Raw genomic sequence first — 21,675 nt, 5'->3', positions numbered from 1 at the left:
AACATTTAATTAACTTTGGTGATTGAATAAGAAAATATAATAACATGACTTTAAAACAACTGGAATATGCCTTGGCATTGGGTAGCTTGGGAAGTTATGGCAGGGTTGCCAAATCAATGGGAGTATCGCAGCCTGCTGTTAGTTTGCAAATACAGGCCCTGGAGAACGAAATGGGAATTTTGCTGTTCGACAGATCGGGCAAGAAGGTAGAACCAACGCTCAATGGCCTTTTGTTTTTGGAGAAGGCACAAAGTCTTGTTACAGAATCGAAACATTTGCAGGATTTTGCTTTACAACTATCCGAAGAGATTCAGGGAGATATATGTTTGGGTATTATACCAACACTTTCGCCTTTTTTGGTTCCCTTGTTCCTGAATGAATTGAACCAAAAATATCCTAATATAAGACTTACTATTAAGGAGGCTATTACCGAAGAGATTCTACGAGGTTTAAAGGATGGTCGTTTTCATGGTGGAATTATTTCTACACCGATAGCATCGAAGAGTAATCTGAAATTTCATCCCCTGTTTTATGAGCGATTCTATTTGTATGTATCGGAAAAGCATGCTTTGTTTAATCGGGAAGAGATTGCAATTGAAGAGCTCGATTTTAAAGATATATGGATGCTTCAGGAGGGGAATTGCTTTATGGATCAGGTGACGAATATCTGTGCCACTGATATAAAAAAGGAAGGTCCCTTTATCTACGAAAGTAATAATATTGATGCCTTGCGAAGGATTGTAGAATATAAAGGTGGCATTACTTTTTTACCGGAGCTTTCTACACTCATGATTCCCGCAGATCAGGAGGAGATGATTAAGGATATTAGTGGTAAAATACGGGTTCGGGAGATTAGCATGGTGAGCTTGAAGAGTGAGGTAAGACTAAATTTGCTGGAGGCGATTGGCAAGGTTATAAAAGAGTGTATTCCCAAACAGATGCTTAGCGGGGAGCATAAGGATATTGTCAAAACTAATTTTATGGAATCATGATTGCGAAAACTATGAAAACCCCTTACTATGCAGTTATATTTACTTCGGTGCGAACGGAAGGAGATCAGGGATACGAGGAGACTGCCGACCGGATGATAGAATTGGCGAAAGAGCAGCAAGGATTTTCAGGTGTGGAATCAGCCAGAAGTGAATTGGGAATTACGGTTTCGTATTGGGAGAGTTTGGAGGCAATCAACAGCTGGAAGCATAATACAGAACACCAAATGGCTCAAAAATCTGGCAAATCGAAATGGTATAGCAAGTATGCTGTTCGTATTTGCAAGGTAGAAACGGATTACTTTTTTGAAAAGTAAAAGCTCCCAATGTTCGCTATTGGGAACTGTTATCAGGAATGGATTGGTGATTGCCATCTGCAGATTAAGTCTGTTTTAGCTTTTCTCCCGAGAAAAGAGACCGACTACCCAAATAATAAAAATGGCTCCAACAGTGGCGGAGACTAGTAATCCAAAAAAACCGGTGAGCTGAATTCCCATCAATCCAAAGGCAGTGCCGCCAATAAAAGACCCAATAACGCCTAAAATCATATTGATAAAAATACCAAATCCACGTCCTTTAATTAAGATGCTTGCCAACCAACCAGCAACTAAACCAATGAGTAAAAAAATAAGATAATGCATAGTGTGTTCTATTAAGAATGAGCAATTAAGATACTAAAAAACAAAATAATATGCATATCCGTTTTTATTTTTAAAGTAAAAACCGCTCCTAAACACTCAGATAGAGTCTGAAAAATGATTAACTTCCATGCTGTAGAATTATCGCCATACCTTAATGTTATTCTTATGAGCAAACTAATTAAAAGTAAGAACGATCAGGATATATTAAATACCAAGACACCAATTTTAAACGAAGGTTTACTGGAAGAGAAGAGAGCAGAAATATTGAGCTATTTTCAAGCCACCTGGGAACTAGATGAGCGGTTATACGATTCCTTAAGCAGTAAAGATGCTTTTTATCAGAGAGCCGATCCTTTGCGCCATCCTTTGATATTTTATTTCGGGCACACTGCTACTTTTTATATCAATAAGCTTATTCTTGCCGGAATTATTAGCGAAAGAATTGATCCTAAATTGGAATCGATGTTTGCTGTTGGCGTGGATGAAATGTCGTGGGACGATTTGAACGAAAAACACTACGACTGGCCAGATGTACAAGCTGTGCACAATTATCGCGATAAAGCTAAAAGCCTGGTAGAATTACTTATTGAATCGCTTCCATTAAATATGCCTATCACATGGGATTCCCAATTTTGGGTTCTATTGATGGGAATAGAGCATCAACGGATTCATATCGAAACCTCCTCGGTTCTTATTCGGGAACTTCCTCTCTCTTCAGTGAGGAAAAATTCATTATTTCCGATTTGCCAGTTTGCAGGAAATGCTCCTAAAAATGAATTGCTTCCGGTAGCTTCCGGATGTGTATCTATCGGAAAAACAAAGGAGAATCCTTTATATGGCTGGGATAACGAATTTGGATCTTATTCTGATCAGATTTCTGCTTTTAAGGCAGCCAAATATCTGGTGTCGAATCAAGAGTACCTTGAATTTGTGGAGGAGGAAGGATACAAAACAGAAAAATGGTGGACTGCCGAAGGATGGAGCTGGGTATGCTATAAGCAATGCGAATATCCTGTATTTTGGAAGAAGGAGGGAGAGCGCTGGAAGTTAAGATGCATGCTGGAGGAGATTGATATGCCCTGGAATTGGCCAGCCGAAGTGAATTATTTGGAGGCAAAAGCTTTTTGCAATTGGAAAGCGGCCAAAACCGGAAAGCAAGTTCGCATGCCTACCGAAGCCGAATATTATCGTTTACACGATTCCTTAAATATTCCCGATCAGCCTGATTGGGAGAAGGCTCCGGGTAATATTAATCTGGAGCATTACGCGTCTTCTTGTCCGGTAGATCAGTTCGCATTTAATGGCTTTTATGATGTAATTGGTAATGTGTGGCAGTGGACCGAGATGCCAATTTCGGGTCTTGATGGTTTTGAGATTCATCCCTACTACGATGATTTTTCCACCCCAACTTTCGATGCCAAACACAACTTGATTAAGGGTGGCTCGTGGGTTTCTACAGGGAATCTTGCCATACGGGATTCGCGATATGCTTTTCGCAGACACTTTTTCCAGCATGCCGGATTCCGCTATATAGAATCGGAAGAGGAGGTGGAAATTCAGGCAGACTACTATGAAACAGATGAATTGGTTGCTCAATATTGCGAGTTCCAGTATGGAGAGGAGTATTTTGATATTCCTAATTTTGCCCAAGCATGTTTGGCATTGATAAAAGAAGATTTGGATGCTGGTAAGAAAAATACAGCGCTGGATTTGGGCTGCGCCACCGGACGAATGACTTTTGAACTGGCACGCTATTTCGATAAAGTTACTGGCTTGGATTTTTCGGCACGTTTTATACGTATAGGTACCCAATTAAAGGAAAGCGGTAAACTAAATTACCTAAGACAGGAAGAAGGCAAACTGACTTCTTATCAGGAGAAAAAATTAGCTACTTTTGGTTTAGATGCATACAGCGATAAGGTAGCATTTTTTCAGGCCGATGCCTGTAACTTGAAAGCACTTTATACGGGTTATGACTTGGTGTTTGCCGGAAATTTAATCGATCGTTTGTACAATCCAATTAAGTTTTTGCAGGATATTCCTTCCAGAATTAATAGTGGCGGTTTGTTGGTGCTTACTTCGCCTTACACTTGGTTAGAGGAATTTACCGATACAGCATATTGGGTAGGAGGCTATAGAAAAGATGGTGAGCCTTATAGTACCTTGGAAGGTCTGAAAGAAATCTTAAAGGACCAGATGGTGCTAATACACGAACCTCAAGACATTCCTTTTGTAATTCGCGAGACCTCCCGAAAATTTCAGCATACCATAGCGCAAATGACGGTATGGCGGAAAATATAAGCATTACAACGCATGAAAGTACTGGAGGAAAAGGATTGATTGATGTAGTGTTGGTATAGAAGCCACAAGTCACAGCCTAAAATCCGCAAGTAACTCACTAAATACCATTTTACATTGATTATTTCATAAATAAGGCTTAAAAGTATTAAAAATCACTTCGGAGAATTCATCGTAATTGAAAAACACAGTTTGCATCCTGTTGGGTGCTCATTATGAGGTATTACAGGCATACTCGGTAATACAATTGGATTACCGGTATTGAGAAGTAGAATTGTAGTGGCTATTCGATTGGTAGGCAAATTCTACGTTTTAAAAGCAATTTTGCCATATATCCTTAATTGTTTACACCTTGCGTGCTTTATCCACTTTGCAGGAATACACACGAATCGAAAAATGAATTTCTTGATTCTAAAGTTTGTTTTCAAATACTTATAAATCTTTGAGAATTTATGAATAATATAACCATATAAGTTCCGGCACATTGCTGTAAGCAACAAAAACACTGTGTTTTGTTCAAGTTTAGAAAAAGGCATGTGTTTCCAACCAAAATCATTCTTCAATACATCAAATTCTCTTTCTATAGCGCCTCTTTGATTATAAAAGAAAACAATGTCATCATCTGACTTTTCAAAATCATTGGTCATAATACAACTGTAAACACATGCTTCATTGGTGAAAACATTTAATTGACCATCCAGGTTGTTTTCTTTGGTGACAACAATCTTATATTCTCTTAGCAAGTCTTTTTTGTTATCTTCCCTTGCAGTCTTCCTGAAAGGTGTGAATTTCGAGGAGCCCCGAAATAAGGTTCTTCCATCTGTGGTCTTAATCTCTTCCCAGTTGCTTATTTGGTTAATTACCTGATAAATACTTTGCCTCATTTTCACACGAACGTACACTTTATTGGCATAGCGATTCACAACATTTAAAATATCGAATTTGTAGGAAGCGCTATCCGCCCTGAATGAATCTACCGCTATTCCCTCTGACCTGAGATTTTCAAACATCATTTCCAAAGTTTTCTCTTGCAGGGCATAGGCTACGCTGTTGCCGTTTCTATTTTGAATTCCAACAATGTCACTACCGATAATTGCAACTCCAGGCTGATAACCATATGCTTTTAGATATGTATTTTTCGCATCAGCTTTCTCTGTAAAAATAATTGTGTTGTCATAATCTAGAACCAAATCATGTCTTAAATATTTCTCTGGATTAATCCTCTTCAATAGTCTGATATTAAGTAAATTCAAATTTGTATTTTCACTGAATTCATTAATGGCTTTTCCGCGTTTGGTTTTACATGTATATTTTGGTTTTGATAGATCTTTGAATCTGCTGAGTATCCTGTCCGGGCTTGGAACATGCATAAACGGAGTGTCTTTAAGAAAGTTTTTGAAATTGTCATTAAGATCTTCAATGCAACTCCCTCCACAAAAATAAATGGACCAGAAAGAATAGATCAGATCTTTCCATGTGTAATAGCTATTGGTTGCCAACTTAGGCAAGTTAGCATCTAAGATTTCATTTATTTGTAGATTTTCAAATTCTTCAAGTACAAAATTTAAACCACCAAATGGGGATAAATGAGAACTTTGTTGTATTTTCATAGTGCGAGGTTTTATCACCAATTTAGGTGAAAAAATCAAAGATGTAAAGCTTTGAAATAGCAAGTTTTACATCTTTTTTCCACTTTTACTTGCGGATTTTAGGCACAGACTTGCGGCAGGTGGGGGGCTTAGTGCCCCTTTATTATTGGGTTCTGTATTGTATCGGTTGTGGTGGTTTGTTGAGTTGGTGTGTCAGGTTTTATAAACTCCTGTATTTGGTTCTTAGCACTTGTTATCTCTTCGCTAAAGAATATTGAAAGAACAAACAGAACGGCTGGAGCAATTAATATTATTGCTTTTCCAATTTCATTGAAATCACGTACATATTTAATGAATACCTCCCATAACCTCTGTCTATTTGCTTTCTTTTTTTTACGCTCCTGTTTTGCAAGGAACTTAGAAAAGTGATCATAGTCTCTGACTATTTCTTTTCCAAAGTCTGTAATGATGTATATATTTTTGTTGGTGATTAAGGGCGAGTTTTCGATTAGATTTAGTTTTATTAATTTTTCACCCACAAATTTAATATCCTCAGTCGATATCAAACTATATTTTTCTTTTTGAACGCCTCTTCCAGGATTAAGCGTTATTGGGTTACCTTTTTCCTTGTGAAATCTTTTAAGTTCACAATCAGCCATTTCAATGCGTAACTCTGTCCATTCCATTAGTATAATGTGTTTAGGTTTATACTAAGTGAAGGTAACTATTTTTGTTTAATGGTGTCGGTGTGTGTTTTCTTGCACAATTTGATTTAAATTTGTGTACAAATCGTTTTGGCGGTTATAAACTCAGGCCAACGAGAGCATTTTGCCACATGGATTTTGTCAACTCAAGTCAACGAGAGCATTTTGCCATGTGGATTTTGCAAACTCAGATCAACGAGAGCATTTTGCCATGTGGATTTTGCCAACTCAGGTTAACGAGAGCATTTTGCCAACGGTTTTTTCCATATTCTGAACATCGAGAGCATTTTGCCGGTAGTGTCACAGGAAGTGTCACAATTCACAGACTTGCGATAGATGGATTTTTAACTTGAAGAATAATGGGTATTGGTTTAATCTTAGCGTTTACGAATCAATCTAATTTTATCTATTCGTACCGAATTAACTTCTCCATTCATATTTTCATTAAAGTCTTCGAAGCTGATGCGAAAGTAATTATTTCCTTTTGGTATGCTTATTTCAAAGGTATTGGTATAGCCATAATCGGTCCAATTATCTTTTCCCCGTTGCGGAAACACGATGCTTCCCACATAGCTGTCGTTTACCCAAAAGCTTCGCAATCCGCATTTGTTATCGGTGTTGATTGGACCATTACCATTCGCATATAAAAAGTCTATCCAATAATCTCCATCGCGAGGTGCTTTAATCTTAAAAAGGTATTCCTGATTCTGTTTTTTTGATAATTCTGCATAGCTATTAGCTGTTTTCGATTTTGTTTTTGGCAAAAAAGACTCGGCTTCCAAAAATCGATGAAAGCGCGACTGATTCAGCAATATAGGTTTGTTGGTGAACGACTGGTATCCTAAAGTATCCACAGCCTGAACCGCGAATTCAACCGTTTCGTTAATCTGCACATCAGCCATATAATTGTCTGATGTTTCCAATAACAAATTGCCATTCTGATAGATATTGTAATGATCGGCATCCTTAATTTTATTCCATCTCAGTTGATTTTCGGAATAGGATAGATCCGGTGTTCGTGGTGCTACTGCATTGGCCACGATATTGATTTTCGATTCTGCTGGCATCTGGTTGTTCATCATTATTTTAACCTGATGATATCCTTCCAGATCCTTGGGTATTATCGGGTTTTTATAAGGAACTCCATCTACCGAATAGGAGAGTATCTTATCGCCAAATCCGTAAATATCAATATCCAGAATTGTAGAGCGATAATGCAATCCTTTTAGGTGTTGAATGCCTTTGTATGCCCGCGGAATAAAGGGACGGAATTCCAGGCGACCTGCTGTAAAGTTTAGTCCCAACAGACAGTGATAATAGGCTGATAAAGTACCTGCAACACTCCACAATTGTCGGTTCGAATTGATAGCAGTGCCATTAAAATCGCCATCCGTAATGCGAAAATTTTCTTTGTTGGTGAGAAAGAGAGCACTACTCCTAAAGATAGATGCCAGTCCCCATTCCAGACTCTCCATATTTTTGGTTTTTGCAGCCGCCCAATTCCAATAAGCTTGCACAAAAGGCCATATTGCCTGATTGTGATAGGCAGGAATATCCGGAATCTGAGGATAAAAACAAGGTATTCCGAAAGCCGTTACCGGACAATTTCTGATAATCTTAGTACTTTTATCCTTATCTGCAATACCCCATAATATCATTAAGGCTTCTCCCAGACTTTCCGATTTGCGGGATAAGACATGGTGTTTTTCGCCGTATAAAAATTGCCCGTAGTATTGTTTTTCAGGCATCCAGAACTTTTCGTTGATACTCGATTTTAAGGCCTTGGATATATGTTCATACTTCTGTACATCTTTGCCTAAGATGTAACCCATTCTTATTAAAACCTGCAAGCTTTGATAATGCACTGCCTGGGTACTCAGATCGAAGGAGTTGTAAATGTCCTTGGGCTCCATCCATTTGGGGTAGGATTGTTCGCGCCAATCTAAAAAGGAGGATTCTCCTTTGAACAAATGCTGCTGGTAATCCCACACTACGTTTAAATCATCTTCAGTTGAATTTTTTATCAGGAAATAAACCCTGCGTAGCCAGTCCGGATCTCCTGTTGTCTTGTAGATCTCCCATGCTGCTGTCGACCAAATCATCCTATCGGAGCTGATGGGCCACGATCCTCCTGTTCCGGTGTCCTGAATAATCTTTCCGTGTTTCACTTTCCGTAAAAGACTATTCATCGCAATTTCGGGGTGGGTAATGGCTAATGCCAAAATCGTACTATAGCTAATATCTCTGGTCCACACTCCTTGCCACTTTTCTCCGGTATTAAAAGTAGTGTCTGGGGCTATATTTTTTTCCAGCTCTTCCAACGATAAGTTGTATATCGCATTCAACAATACCTGATTGGAGTGATAGCTTGGAAGAGGAGACAGATCGGTTTGCAAAGTCCAGCTCTTCTTTTTTTTCGAACTTCCAATGGGATAATTTGTGGTGATGTGGATGGAATCTTTCGCCAGAGCGGTATACTTTCCTTGTATCACTCTATTTGGATAGATACTGTATTCGGCTGAACTGTATAAGGGAGTATCGTTTTGATCACAGCTCTGTAGTGTGTAGCTAAGCAAAAACAGAAGTAGTATTATCGTGGCAGAGGGTTTGATTTTAATCATAGATCAGCTATTAATTAGATCCTTAAAATTAACAATTTATTGCGAAGAACAGATCTTGACAGGACGATCTCTAAAGCGATAAGGCGAGGTTATTCTTGGCGAAAGCAGGTCAGGAACTGCTGTTGGTTGAATTTATAGGAAGCTTTGCAGGCATTCGAAAAAAAAATATCATCTTAACGGATATTTCTATTCGGTTTAACTTTAGCTACATGAAAGAGGATTTTTTGCAAAACACCAATATGTTCGATTATTTCTCTCGAAATAGGATATTCATTCATCTTGCGTATTGGATTTTATGGGTGTGCTTTTTTGGTTTTATGTGGGGAACCTATGATCACGATTTTACAAAGACTTTTCTGATCGAGATTATTGAGCTGCCTGTAAAGATTTTATTGGTTTATGTGAATATCTACTGGTTTATGCCGTATTTATTGTTTCAACGAAAATACATACGCTATATCGTATATGTTTGTCTGGCCTTAGTAATTGGAGGATTGTTGCAGCGAACCGTAACTTTTTACTTTATCGAACCTATTTATTGGCCAGAAAGGCTTCCGCTTGGTTTTTTTAAAATTACTTTTATTCTAACCTCCATTATTGGGATTACTACACCTATGATTATTCCTTCTATGGGTAAATTGTTTCAGTATTGGTATCGTGGGCAACAAGACAAACAATCCTTAGAGCATGAAAATTTGCAGGTGGAATTAAAATTATTGAAATCTCAAATCAACCCGCATTTTTTATTTAATACGCTAAATAGTCTGTATGCTTTAAGTTTAAAACAATCCGATAAAACATCAGAGGTGGTGATGAAGTTGTCGGAATTAATGCATTATATGCTGTATGAGTGCAAACAACCCAAAGTATATGTGAGTCAGGAATTGCAGTTTATCAGAAATTATATAGCTCTGGAGAAAGTGCGTTTTGGGGAACGCTTTCACGTTAATATTAAGGTAAAAGGAGATGTGAATCACACACAAATTGCTCCTTTAATCTTACTTCCTTTTGTCGAGAATTGTTTTAAGCATGGGGTGAATAGCAACTTTCAAACCAGTCAAATTGATTTTAAATTAGAGATTTCTGATCATCAAATCTTCTTCGAATTAAAGAATAGTCTGCAGGAAGTGGGAGATTCTAAACCGAAGAGTGTAGAGGAAGGATTTGGCCTCCGAAATCTTCGCCGACGTCTGGAATTGATATATCCCGAAAAGCATGATTTACGAATAGAGCATCACTCCAATTTCTTTCAAGTGAAATTAAGTATATCTTTATAAATCGAATTATCACCAGTGAGACCGCACAGGTTGCAAAAACCAATCGGGTCTGCAAGACAAATTTTAGATACATGAAATTAAAATGTTTGATTGTTGATGATGAGGCCTTGGCTTTGGATGTGCTGGAAGAATATATTAGCCGCTTAGATCATCTGGAATTGGTGGAGCGTTGTGAGAATCCGGTGCAGGCCTTTGAAATCTTACAAAGCTGCGAGGTGGATTTGCTTTTTGTTGATATTCAAATGCCGCATTTAAACGGTTTAGAATTGATTCGTAATCTGAGTCATCCTCCAAAAATCATCCTCACCACTGCCTACCGCGAATATGCTTTGGATGGTTTCGAACTGAATGTGTCGGATTATCTTTTGAAACCAATTTCTTTCGAACGTTTCCTAAAATCTATAGGCAGGGTAGTACCTTCCTTTGATTCGGCTCCTTCAGTGCAGAATAATTCCGAAGAGGAATTTTTGTATCTGAAAGTGGATAAGAAAATGGTTAAGATTTTATTGAGAGATATTTTGTTTGTCGAAAGTATGGGCTCCTATGTAAAAGTAATTACAGCAGATAAAAAGCATGTTTGTTACAAGCGTATCAGCGAATTTGAGGAGAAGTTAAAATCTTATGGCTTTTACAGAGTGCATCGTTCCTTTTTGGTGGCTACCAAGCATATCGATAGCTATTCGGCATCGGTAATAGAGATTTCCGGGCACGAAATACCTATCGGAAGAAATTACAAGAATGATTTTATTGGGGAGATGCGCAAACTGAATACTATTGGCATATAATATAAAAAGCGACCGGAATCGCTTTTTAATTGAGTTAAATAAAAATTGTATGTAGTAATTGAGATTTGATAAGCAAATTTAGAAGAAAATAACTTTACTTCAGATAATAACTACAATTTATTTTGTCAAATGGAATGTTTTATTTTTCTAAAATAGCATTTTCCATAATCACATCGTAAGAATAACCAGCACCAAAATCTTTATTCAAAGTAATAACTCCTTTAAATTTCACGATTTGTCCAATACTTACCATATCGGCACTAGTGATGGCAAGATCAAAATTACCTTCAAATTCACTTCCATCCTGAATGTGAATCCAATTTTTACCCATAATGTTTTTGTTGAACTTGGCAACTTTACCTTTTACTGTAATTTTTTTGCCACTAAGCTCTGCTTTTTTTGCAAATAGAGCCGATAGATTGGTAACTCCTTCTTCTGCTTCGATAGTAACCTCTAATTTTTTGGCTGTGCTTTTTTTCATATGGGAAGCTGGTATGGCAGGATTGCTTGTTGCAATTTTATCGGATATTTCGTTTAAGAAATAAATTACAGGAAAATCACGATCTAATTCTTTGCTGTGAAAATCTTTCATTTCCAAAGCTCCCTTATAATAGTAGGTATTTCCAACGGTAATTGCTTGCTTTTGAATGGCAACCCAAATATCAGCTGTTCCATTGTTTCCTTTTAGATAGCTGTAGGTTCCTCCCTCAATTACTTTGGATACAAGCAGCTTGTTGTAGCCAGCAGGAAGAGCTTGTTCTTTTGAGGTGTTTTGTTTGGATTGGCAGGAAAATAAAAGTCCTGTAAACAGTGCAATCAGTAATAAGTAAGATTTTTTCATCAGATTCTATTTTAATATTTAAGATTCATCACAAGATAGTAGATTTATCCATAGAATTACAAAACAGTCTGTTTCAATTTGCCCGACAATTAATACCGGTGATATTTTTAATGAAAGTTCAATTCCGGGTGAGTAGTAGGCTTATTCGCAAGGATGAATTTAGCAAGAAATAACAAAGTGTTAGGTGTTGATATAGTTATGCTAATCATCTACTTGTACTCCTATCATTTCCCAGAATATCTTTTCCTCTATTACATTGACATGATATTCTATGGCTTTCCTGTTTTTGCGACCTTTTGCAGAAAATTTTTCGGCGAGAGCAACTACTAAGTAATCTACATTTTTAGAAACTACTCGTTTTACAAGTAATCCTCTTTCTTTCACCAATTGTTGCGCTAGTTCTCTATCTATTTTTTCTCCATTGATTTTACTACTAAGATGACCCGAAAAACAAACGCTTTTGCCTGCTAATGATTTCAACTGTTTTTGGTAGCCTGGCGTTGTAATTGGTATTTTCGTTTTTTCATATTCAATTAGTAATTTCAACTCCTTCGGCAAAATGCAAAGTAATTCGGCTACCAAATACAAATCATCCATTTCAGAACTGGTAAGAATTTCATCTAAAAGATAGATACGAATGAGCTTGCGCAGATATTCTTGATGAATTTCAATCACCTGCTTTTTGGATAATCTATAATTCTCTGCTAAATCTACCAGAGAGATAATTTCTCTTTCGGTGAGAATGCGATCGGCCAAAGCCCGATCCAATACATTCAAATATTGTTTGATGGGAATTGTGTCTCCGGAACTGGAAGTCAGTCGGTTTAGAACGTTATATAATTTGGTTTTTTGAATATTTGCAATGTTCTTCGCTTCACTACGCTTCATATAAAGATTTCGCTGAACCGGACAATTATTCACCTGGATAATCGTCAGTAAATCTTTTAAAAACACATCCAAATCAAATTGCTGCAGGTAGAGATTCTTTAAAATGGAGAATAGTTTCGCAGTCGCCAGAGAGTCTGCTTTGGCACTATGATGTATTGAAATATCAATATCGAAATAGGTGCAGATTTGTTCCAGTCTGCGTAATCCGGATTCCGGCGCAACCTTATTCATTAATTTCAGAGTGCAGATACCGATCAAGACCGAAGCTTGTGCCTCTATGGCAGGCTTTAAAAAGCTCAATACAAAATCTAAATCGTGCGCCACTAATGTCTTTCCATTGATCCGCGATAAGATGTCGGGAATGACTTCCTCAATGCTGGGTGCATTCTTCACCATATCATCTGTAATGCCATGAATTTGAAATCCTGATATATCCTTCCCGGGATGTACAAGTGTTTCGTAACAATCCAGTATTTCACCGTTCCAGTTAACGGTATGTATGGCAATTTCTACCAATTGATCTCCGTGTTGCGGGGATATTCCTGTTGTTTCGATAGAAAGAATTGCAAATTGATGTTTGGCTAGTTCCGGAATAGGATCGCTTGTCATAGTGGCTTCGTATTAAAATGCAGATGAACAACAAATATAAAAAAATTATGCTGCGAAAAAACATCTCCGAAGTGCATAAAAAAAGCAGCCGGTTTATTGGCTGCTTTTGTAAGGAGAAAGGATATTTTAGTTTAATTCTTCCAGTGCTTCTTTGGCTGCATTCAATAAAGGTTGAGCCGATAAATCATTTCCTGTAGCTTCAACCATCCATTGGTTTGGAGTTAAACGACCTTGTCTGAAAATCCGATCGACTTCCGTAGCAAAATTCCGTCCTTTCAATTGTTGCTCCAATTGAAATTCAATAATATTTCCAAATGCATAATTAGAGAGGTATAACGGACTATTTAGCATGTGGGAATAAATAGCTAAAATAGTTTGGTCTTTGATTCCATACACCGGAGCATAAAACTCATTCCAAACCTCTTTGGCAATTTGCATGGTAGCATCGCGAAGCTGAGCAGCATTTGCATCAGGATTGGCATACATCCATTTCCACATTCTTATATCCAATAAGGAAACTCCCATAATTTCATAGGCGCTCCAAAACAGATCTAACTTCTTAAAGGCATCTTTCTGAGGAGAATTGTCATTTATACCCAATAATAACATATCTCTTTTCTGAAATATAAAGGCAAGTGCTTCGGTAAAAGCAGTATTGGGAACTCCATTCATCATGAAATCATCCACATTGTACATCGAGATGGTTTGTTCTACATTGTGTCCAAATTCATGAATGGCAATATTGTATCCTTTATAATCCATTCCTTTTTTACCAATTCTGGTTCTCAAGTGTGATTTGAGACCTTTCATTGCACCTCCCCAGGCATGACCCGATCCTCTGGCTGGATCCACAGAAACATGATTGGCTATAAATTGAGCTCTTTCCTTTTTGAATCCTAATTTCATCAACAGATTAGGCAAATTTGCTTCTAAGGCTTTTGCATTTGGATATAACTTTCTGGTCATGGCATCCAGCTTCGATTCATCCATACCACTTCGTGCCTTAAAACCATCATACCAAATGTCGAAAGGCTCTAAATCACGACCCAATCTCTTTTTGATCAATTCTCCAACTTTCTTGGTTTCTTCAGACTTTAGGAATGCTGTAAAAATCTTCTCTGTATTTTCTGCAGAGATTTCTTTTGCGCCGTCGTACTGTCGTTTGATGAAGGTGTTTTGATCAGGATAATAAGCGTCAATGGCTTTATTGGCGTGAAAGGTATTTAATATTTGTTGGTATCTTTCATTTGGTTCCGGACTAGCGTCTATTTGTTTGCCATTCTGATATACCAAATTGCTGTAAGGATTCCATTCATATGCTCCACTGTTAATAACCTTTTCAGGGATTTCTTGTGAGATGATCCTTTGCATTACCTGATAAATCATCTTTTGTTTTTGCAGACCATCTTTTTTATTGACATAATTCGCCTTTAGCTCATCCCTAAGATTCCAGTGGGATAGTAAAACTTTATCCTTTGGAAAAAATGTATTGCCATTTGCATCGGTCAAATGTCCCATATAAATATTGTAATCCGCAATATAAAGATCGTTGTCAGCAGCTACTTTATTCGCATTCTGTAATAATTCTGCAGGAACTCTGGCGGTGAACATGTCCCCTAATCGAGCATAAGCCCATTGCAGGCGCGACCATGTTTTCGCATGCATTTCCTTTTCTTCCAAACTAAAAGGAGGGAAGTTGAGTGCAATAATGAAGGCTATTTTATTCTTGTAAAAATCATCCAACCAGTGAGCATCTACACTATAAGCACCAAAATAATTATCAATAGGATGCTGTTTAAAAGTATTAAGCTGTACGGGAGCCAATAAATCCAGATTTATTTTATTAAAATGTCCGGTAATAATCTCAATATTTCTGGAGATCTTGTGAAAAACAAGTTCCCTTTCTTCTGAAGAGGTAATGTAGTTTTTCTCACAAAAATTTTCGAATTCAGCTATTGTGCCATCACTGGCTCTCCAAAGTTTTGCCACATGTTTTACACCTTTTTCCAATAAGGCTTTATCTGCATTTGCTTCAGATAATTTGGTAATGGTTTGATTCATGGAGTTTTCAGTAATATTAGAAGCATCTGGTTTAGATGTTTTTTCTGTTATTTTTTCGCAGGAAGCAAATAGGAGCACTGTAGAAAACAGAATAATAAATTTCTTCATATGTATAGGTTTTGTTTAAATTATAATGGTGTGCCTAAAGTATATATTCCTTAACCCGAAAACAATGAGCAATTTCATGCTCCACAAATATTTTAACTTCAATCGTTTTATGGAGAAATAATAAAATATTTTAGCTCACTTGCCATGGTATTAACTAACGACTGTTTTTAATTGATAATTAAGTCATAGTGAAATAATTTACTGTAGATAAATTGTAATTGCAAGTTTCATTTTCCCATAATAAACAGCATTCTCCTAAAATAATTCTACTTTCACTTCAAAGATTGAATCACAAGTACTATTTTTGCAAAAAATTTATTAACAATTATGGGAAGAGCATTTGAATTTAGAAAAGCGCGTAAATTTAAGCGTTGGGATAAGATGGCCAAAGCCTTTACCCGAATAGGTAAGGATATTGTAATAGCAATAAAAGAAGGCGGTCCTGACCCGACATCGAATTCTCGGTTGCGTGCGGTAATCCAAAATGCAAAAGCCGCCAACATGCCTAAGGATAATGTTGAAAGAGCCATAAAGCGTGCTACATCAAAAGATCAAAAAGATTATAAAGAACTTGTATATGAAGGGTATGCACCCCACGGAATTGCTGTATTGGTAGAAACTGCAACGGACAACCATAACAGAACGGTTGCAAATGTGCGTAGTTATTTCAATAAAACCAATGGTAGTTTAGGAACTGCAGGTAGTGTGGAATTTATGTTCGAACACAAATGCCATTTTAAAATTGAAAATACAGGTCAGGATTTAGAGGAATTAGAGTTGGAGGTAATCGACCTGGGAGTTGATGAGGTGTTTGAAGATGAGGATGGTATCATGTTATACGGTGCATTTTCTGATTTTGGTAGAATACAATCTTATTTAGAGGAAAACAATGTTGCCGTTATTTCTTCAGGATTCGAAAGAATTCCAATGGATACCAAGGAACTCTCTGAAGAAGCAGCTGCAGATGTTGATAAATTGTTGGAGAAATTGGAAGAGGACGATGATGTTCAAAATGTTTACCACAATATGGTCTAAGAAATCATTATTTTAAAATATTCGCAAATATATAAAGCCTGATCCTTTTACTTGGATTAGGCTTTTTTATTTTTCTTTACTTTAGAAAAAGAAAAACAGGTCTTATAATGATTTTTAATATTTTCTAAACCCCTGTAAACGTTGATGGTGGGAGAGACTTTGGAATACACGGAAGATCTCGTGTTTTGTATCTTGAGAGTTTTTGTTATATTTAGATATATAGATTCAAAAAAAAGTTTTACTCACACCTATGAAACGTCCTTTTAATTTTTTTTCTCCGAAAAATTATTCGGCAGAATGAAAATTAATATGGTAAGTTTTATACGGCAAAAAAAGACAATTATTTGCGTATGAAATTTAACTATTTAAAATTCGAGAAGAAAGAAAGAATCGGAATTCTAACTTTTACTCGTCCTGATGCTTTGAATGCCCTAAATGAAAATGTGTTTAAGGAATTGTCAGATTTTCTTGATGCTGATTTTACTCAAAGTATTCGTGTCCTGGTTCTTACTGGAGCAGGAAAGGCCTTTGTTGCTGGAGCAGATATCAAAGCATTTCAAACCTATTCTTCACAGAATGCATATGAGTTTGCCGAATTAGGCAAGCTTTTGTTCGATCGAATTGCAAACCTGGATATTCCTGTTATTGCTGCTATTAATGGTTTTGCCCTTGGGGGAGGGCTGGAATTAGCATTGGCTTGTGATATTCGAATTGCAAGTGAAAGAACTAAATTGGGATTGCCAGAAGTAAATCTGGGTTTGATACCAGGGTTTAATGGAACACAGAGACTTTCGCGTCAGATTGGAGCAGGAAATGCCATGTATATAATGATGCAAGGAGAAGGTATTTCTGCACTAGAAGCTTATCAACTTGGTGTTGTTCAGAAACTTGTACCGCCAGGCGAAGTTCTTTCATCAGCAATACAATTGGCGGAAAAGATCGCTTCTAAAAGTCCCCGTTCACTCAGTTTAATAAAGGAAATGGTTGGTAAAGGGATGGAAATGAGTTTGAAAGATGCCGGTGAAATGGAATCTCGGGCTTTCGGCAATTTATTCAAGGAAGATCAAAAAGAGCGAATTGAAGGTGTTACAGCCTTTTTAGAGAAGCGCCAACCCAATTGGGAATAATCAAATTTTGTAGGGAAACAAATCATGCTTGATCATGATGATGATGTAGGATGTGCTGATGGGTTTATGAAGTAGCTCAAATGGAAGAGGTGCATCCGTTTAGTTTAAAAAATAATCAACAAAAACAATCACTGAAAATGGATTCAATCCGAAAAATGGAAAATGTAAGTGTGCTTGGAGCAGCAGGCAAAATGGGAAGTGGAATATTGGTGCTTCTTTCTCTTGAAATGGGAAAATTAAAAATTGGAAAGAAAGAGGAAGGTAATTTTGTGCTAAATGCTATAGATGTATCTCCGGTCGCCTTATCCAACTTAATAAAATATGTGGAGTCTCAATTGTTAAAACATGCGGAAAAAAATATAGTTGAATTAAGGGGGTGGTATCAAAATCGCAAAGACTTAATTGATAATGAAGAGATAATTCGTCAGTATGTTGCTGATGTTATGGCTATTATCCAAACAACCACCCGTTTGGAGACAGCTTATGAATCAGATATGGTTTTTGAAGCCATAAAAGAAGATAAGTCGTTGAAAGTAAAATTATTTTCTCAAATAAAACAGAATAACGCCAAAGCTTGGTTCTTAACCAATACTTCCTCTATTCCAATAGGTGAAATTGATCAGGAAGCTGGTTTAAATGGAGATATCATTGGTTATCATTTTTACAATCCTCCGGTAATCCAAAAGCTATTAGAAATTATTAAATCAGAAAAAACGAATAAAGAATTACTTGCATTTGCTGTTGATTTAGCGAAATCGATGCGAAAAATTGTGGTTCAATCTAAAGATGTAGCTGGTTTTATTGGTAATGGTCATTTTATGCGTGATGCACTTTATGCTCTGGATCAAGCTCAGGAAATTGCAAAGGAATCTTCCTGGTCAAAGGCTTTCTTTTTGATTGATACTATTAGTCGTGATCTTCTGGTTCGTCCGATGGGTATCTTTCAATTACTTGATTATGTTGGAGTAGATGTGACTCGATTTATTTTAGATAGTATGCAACCATCATTTCCGAATGAAAATTTGTCTCATGGGGTCCTAAATCAATTGCTTGACAATGATGTGAAAGGTGGTCAGTTTGCCGATGGTTCACAGAAGGACGGGATTTTTAAATATGAAAGGGGTAGAATTAAAGAGGTTTATGATCTAAATGAAAAGAAATATATTCCTGTTGCTGCGCTTGAATCGGAGTGTAAAACTAAGATGGGTGTTTTGCCAACTTCGCTACTAGCATGGAAAACTGTAGTGCGTGATAAATTGAAAGCAAAGCTGTTGGAGCAATTCTTTAATGAGCTTGGCCAAATTGATGGTTTTGCAGCTAAGCTGGCGATGAACTATGGCAAAAATTCCAAAGCAATTGCACAAATGTTGGTTGATACAGATGTTGCTGAATCTGCAGCTGATGTGAATACGGTTTTGGAAACGGGTTTTTTTCATGCTTATGGACCAATCAATGAGTATTTTGAATAGTAAATCTGAGTAAAATGAAAAAATTACGCAAAAAAGTATATATGCTAGCCGGTTACAACACCATTTCTATGGGAACCGGAAGAAAGGAGTTCAATCCAAGAAAAGAAAGACCAGGATTGGAGCATTATATAAAAGAAGCAGGACAAGCCACGCTAAAGGGAATTGGTGGAGCAAAAAATGTAGATGAAGGTGTAATAGGAAATTTTATGGCAGCTCGATTTAATAAGCAGGCGAATTTACCTGCCTTCCTGCCAATGATTGATCCTGATTTGAAGTATAAACCTTCTATTAGTGTGGAAGGAGCTTGTGCTTCGGGGGGATTGGCATTAGCTTCGGGAATAAAATCAGTACTTGCTGAGACTGCAGATGTTGTTTTAGCTGTAGGATTTGAGGTGCAGAATACTGTTAAAGCTATGTATGGTGCTGATATTCTTGCTGGCGCGGGTTGGCAAAAGGAACGAAAAAATGGTCATGCTTATTTTTTTCCTGGTGCTTTTAGTGATCGTGCGGGAGCTTATTACGAAAAGTATGGGAAGGAACTGACCCGAAAAGCTATGGCTAAATGGTATTGTAATGCGATTGAAAATGCACGATTGTGCAAAACAGCACAGGAATATCAGAATACAAATCCAAATTTAGAAGCAACTGCAAATACACCATTAAATCCAAGACGTTTTGTGGAGAATCTGAATGTTTTTGATTGTTCTAAAGTATCTGATGGAGCCTCTGCAATTGCTATTGTCTCTGACGATGGGTTGAAGCGAATTGGTGTGCCGGCAAGTGAGGCGATTGAGGTGGTTGGCTTTGCACAGGTAGCTGCTGATATAACTCAAAAGCCAGAGGATTTAACTAGTTTATCTACCATGAAAAAAGCCGCTGAGAAGGCGATTGAGATGGCAGGAATTAGCCTGGATCAAATAGCGACAGTTGAAGTTCATGATTGTTTTTCCATAGCAGGGATTATGGCAACAGAAGCTCTTGGCTTTGCAGAAAAGGGAAAGGGATGTGAATTTGTTTTGAACGGGAATACATCCAGAAATGGTAAGGTGCCTTTTAATACTACCGGGGGCTTAATTGGTTGGGGACACCCAACAGGAGCTACTGGTGTGCATCAGGCAGTAACCGTATGGGAACAATTAACAGGTAAAGCTGGTGCTGCACAGATTGAAATTTCAAAGGGAAAACCATTTGCTATGTCAGTGAATATGGGAGGAGATGATAAAACTCTTGTTGCTATTGTTTATCGTAGAGGAATTTAAGATAGGAGACGAATGAAGTAAGATAAATCAATGAAAATAAGAAAATTCATTTCGTTTTAATTAATAGTTGATCGGAGATTTTATCATCTAAAATCTCTGATCATACTTTATGTTTTAACATTAATCATACCTAAAAAATTAAACTATGAATTTTGAATTTACCGAAGAACATTTGATGATACGTGATGCGGCTCGTGATTTTGCACAACGCGAATTGTTACCTGGGGTAATTGAAAGAGATGATAAGGCAATCTATCCGACTGAACAAGTTAAGAAATTAGCTGAATTGGGGTTTTTAGGAATGCTTGTCGGTTCGAAGTATGATGGTGGGGGAATGGACACTATATCTTATGTGTTAGCAATGGAAGAAATCTCGAAGGTTGATTCTTCTGTCGCGGTTATTATGTCGGTAAATAATTCATTGGTTTGTTGGGGAGTGGAAAAATATGGTACGGAAGAACAGAAAGAAAAATATTTAAAGCCTATGGCTCGAGGTGAGAAAATAGGCGCATTTCTCCTATCCGAACCGGAAGCAGGTTCTGATGCCACATCTCAAAGAACTACTGCAATAGATATGGGAGATCATTATCTGGTGAATGGAACAAAAAATTGGATAACTAATGGAAAATCAGCATCTACTTATATTGTGTTTGCGCAAACTCATAAAGAGTTAAAACATCGTGGTATCAATGCACTTATTGTGGAGGCAGATACAGAAGGAATCTCTGTTGGTCCGCATGAAAATAAAATGGGAATGAGAGCCTCTGATACTCATTCTGTGATGTTTAATAATGTTAAGGTTCCAAAAGAAAATAGATTAGGGGAAGAGGGATTTGGCTTTAAATTGGCTATGAAATCTCTGGAAGGTGGAAGAATTGGTATCGCCTCTCAGGCTCTGGGAATTGCTTCCGGAGCGTATGAGTTGGCATTAAAATATGCTCAGGAAAGAAAAGCTTTTGGTAAAGAAATTATAAATCATCAGGTAATTGCATTTAAATTGGCTGATATGGCGGTTGAAATTGAAGCCGCTCGTTATTTCTGTTTGAAAGCTGCATGGTTGAAAGATCAGGGAAAACCTTATGGACACGCAAGTGCTATGGCAAAGCTCTATGCTGCTGAAACGGCAATGAAGGTAACTACTGAAGCAGTTCAAATTCATGGAGGATATGGTTACGTGAAGGAATATCATGTGGAGAGACTGATGCGAGAAGCTAAACTCACGCAAATCTATGAAGGGACTTCTGAAATACAAAAAATTGTTATTTCCCGTGGTTTGATGGATTGAAAATCACTCAAATAAATTTGAAGATTAATGTCGATTAGATCATTAAGGACTTCTAAAGTTTCAGTCGCTTGTTTAATAAATTTAAAAAT

At 37.2% G+C, this 21,675-nt stretch carries 17 protein-coding genes; 10 read left to right on the top strand and 7 right to left on the bottom strand.

From position 1 onward, the window contains the following. Positions 1–44: 44 nt before the first annotated feature. Together DLK05_RS00875 and DLK05_RS00870 are read left to right on the top strand one after the other, a co-directional pair. Positions 45–992, top strand: a complete 948-nt coding sequence (locus DLK05_RS00875) for a hydrogen peroxide-inducible genes activator (RefSeq protein WP_127342081.1) — start codon at positions 45–47, stop codon at positions 990–992. After that, entirely contained in the window at positions 989–1,306 is a 318-nt protein-coding gene (locus DLK05_RS00870; protein WP_209319634.1) for an antibiotic biosynthesis monooxygenase family protein, read from the top strand. The genes DLK05_RS00875 and DLK05_RS00870 overlap by 4 nt, the downstream gene beginning before the upstream one ends. Before the next feature lie 75 nt (positions 1,307–1,381). Here DLK05_RS00870 and DLK05_RS00865 read toward each other — a convergent pair whose 3' ends face one another. Further along, positions 1,382–1,630: a GlsB/YeaQ/YmgE family stress response membrane protein gene (locus DLK05_RS00865; protein ID WP_127342079.1), complete on the bottom strand. Its 249-nt coding sequence runs from the start codon at positions 1,628–1,630 to the stop codon at positions 1,382–1,384. 165 nt (positions 1,631–1,795) lie between these two features. Here DLK05_RS00865 and ovoA point away from each other — a divergent pair, with 165 nt between their 5' ends. Further along, a complete protein-coding gene (gene ovoA, locus DLK05_RS00860) occupies positions 1,796–3,931 on the top strand; it encodes a 5-histidylcysteine sulfoxide synthase (protein WP_127342078.1) in 2,136 nt (711 codons plus the stop codon). 302 nt (positions 3,932–4,233) lie between these two features. On the opposite strand, the gene DLK05_RS00855 is transcribed toward ovoA, so the two are convergent. The 3 genes from DLK05_RS00855 to DLK05_RS00845 form a co-directional block, all read right to left on the bottom strand. After that, positions 4,234–5,538, bottom strand: a complete 1,305-nt coding sequence (locus tag DLK05_RS00855) for an IS1380 family transposase (protein ID WP_127342077.1) — start codon at positions 5,536–5,538, stop codon at positions 4,234–4,236. Between the two features lie 128 nt (positions 5,539–5,666). After that, positions 5,667–6,203 carry a hypothetical protein gene (locus tag DLK05_RS00850; RefSeq protein WP_127342076.1) on the bottom strand — a complete coding sequence of 179 codons (537 nt, stop codon included), beginning with the start codon at positions 6,201–6,203 and terminating at the stop codon, positions 5,667–5,669. Positions 6,204–6,598: 395 nt separating this feature from the next. After that, positions 6,599–8,842: an alpha-L-rhamnosidase-related protein gene (locus DLK05_RS00845; RefSeq protein WP_127342075.1), complete on the bottom strand. Its 2,244-nt coding sequence runs from the start codon at positions 8,840–8,842 to the stop codon at positions 6,599–6,601. A 209-nt stretch (positions 8,843–9,051) separates the two neighbouring features. Here DLK05_RS00845 and DLK05_RS00840 point away from each other — a divergent pair, with 209 nt between their 5' ends. Further along, positions 9,052–10,119 carry a sensor histidine kinase gene (locus tag DLK05_RS00840; protein WP_148114097.1) on the top strand — a complete coding sequence of 356 codons (1,068 nt, stop codon included), beginning with the start codon at positions 9,052–9,054 and terminating at the stop codon, positions 10,117–10,119. A gap of 71 nt (positions 10,120–10,190) precedes the next feature. Continuing rightward, complete coding sequence (locus DLK05_RS00835) at positions 10,191–10,904, top strand: LytR/AlgR family response regulator transcription factor (protein WP_127342073.1); 714 nt, start codon at positions 10,191–10,193, stop codon at positions 10,902–10,904. A 139-nt stretch (positions 10,905–11,043) separates the two neighbouring features. Here DLK05_RS00835 and DLK05_RS00830 read toward each other — a convergent pair whose 3' ends face one another. The 3 genes from DLK05_RS00830 to DLK05_RS00820 form a co-directional block, all read right to left on the bottom strand. Beyond that, the gene (locus DLK05_RS00830; RefSeq protein WP_127342072.1) at positions 11,044–11,745 is read right to left on the bottom strand and encodes a hypothetical protein; all 702 of its coding nucleotides are present in this window, start codon (positions 11,743–11,745) and stop codon (positions 11,044–11,046) included. Between the two features lie 201 nt (positions 11,746–11,946). Next, positions 11,947–13,242, bottom strand: a complete 1,296-nt coding sequence (locus tag DLK05_RS00825) for an exonuclease domain-containing protein (RefSeq protein ID WP_127342071.1) — start codon at positions 13,240–13,242, stop codon at positions 11,947–11,949. A 126-nt stretch (positions 13,243–13,368) separates the two neighbouring features. Continuing rightward, positions 13,369–15,411 (bottom strand): hypothetical protein, encoded by a 2,043-nt coding sequence (locus DLK05_RS00820; RefSeq protein ID WP_209319633.1) that lies wholly within the window; start codon positions 15,409–15,411, stop codon positions 13,369–13,371. A gap of 327 nt (positions 15,412–15,738) precedes the next feature. Here DLK05_RS00820 and DLK05_RS00815 point away from each other — a divergent pair, with 327 nt between their 5' ends. The 5 genes from DLK05_RS00815 to DLK05_RS00795 all read left to right on the top strand — a co-directional run bounded on the left by DLK05_RS00815 (position 15,739) and on the right by DLK05_RS00795 (position 21,586). Next, positions 15,739–16,446 carry a YebC/PmpR family DNA-binding transcriptional regulator gene (locus tag DLK05_RS00815; protein WP_127342070.1) on the top strand — a complete coding sequence of 236 codons (708 nt, stop codon included), beginning with the start codon at positions 15,739–15,741 and terminating at the stop codon, positions 16,444–16,446. Between the two features lie 350 nt (positions 16,447–16,796). Then, positions 16,797–17,573, top strand: coding sequence for an enoyl-CoA hydratase/isomerase family protein (locus DLK05_RS00810; protein ID WP_127342069.1), 777 nt, complete (start codon positions 16,797–16,799; stop codon positions 17,571–17,573). 137 nt (positions 17,574–17,710) lie between these two features. Continuing rightward, a complete protein-coding gene (locus DLK05_RS00805; protein WP_209319632.1) occupies positions 17,711–19,042 on the top strand; it encodes a 3-hydroxyacyl-CoA dehydrogenase family protein in 1,332 nt (443 codons plus the stop codon). Positions 19,043–19,056: 14 nt separating this feature from the next. After that, positions 19,057–20,301 carry a thiolase C-terminal domain-containing protein gene (locus DLK05_RS00800; RefSeq protein ID WP_127342067.1) on the top strand — a complete coding sequence of 415 codons (1,245 nt, stop codon included), beginning with the start codon at positions 19,057–19,059 and terminating at the stop codon, positions 20,299–20,301. 145 nt (positions 20,302–20,446) lie between these two features. Continuing rightward, complete coding sequence (locus DLK05_RS00795; RefSeq protein ID WP_127342066.1) at positions 20,447–21,586, top strand: acyl-CoA dehydrogenase; 1,140 nt, start codon at positions 20,447–20,449, stop codon at positions 21,584–21,586. Positions 21,587–21,675 lie beyond the last annotated feature (89 nt).

This window comes from Ancylomarina longa, from assembly GCF_003996985.1.
Taxonomy (GTDB): Bacteria; Bacteroidota; Bacteroidia; order Bacteroidales; family Marinifilaceae; genus Ancylomarina_A; species Ancylomarina_A longa.
This window is presented reverse-complemented; position numbering and strand designations above follow the sequence as displayed.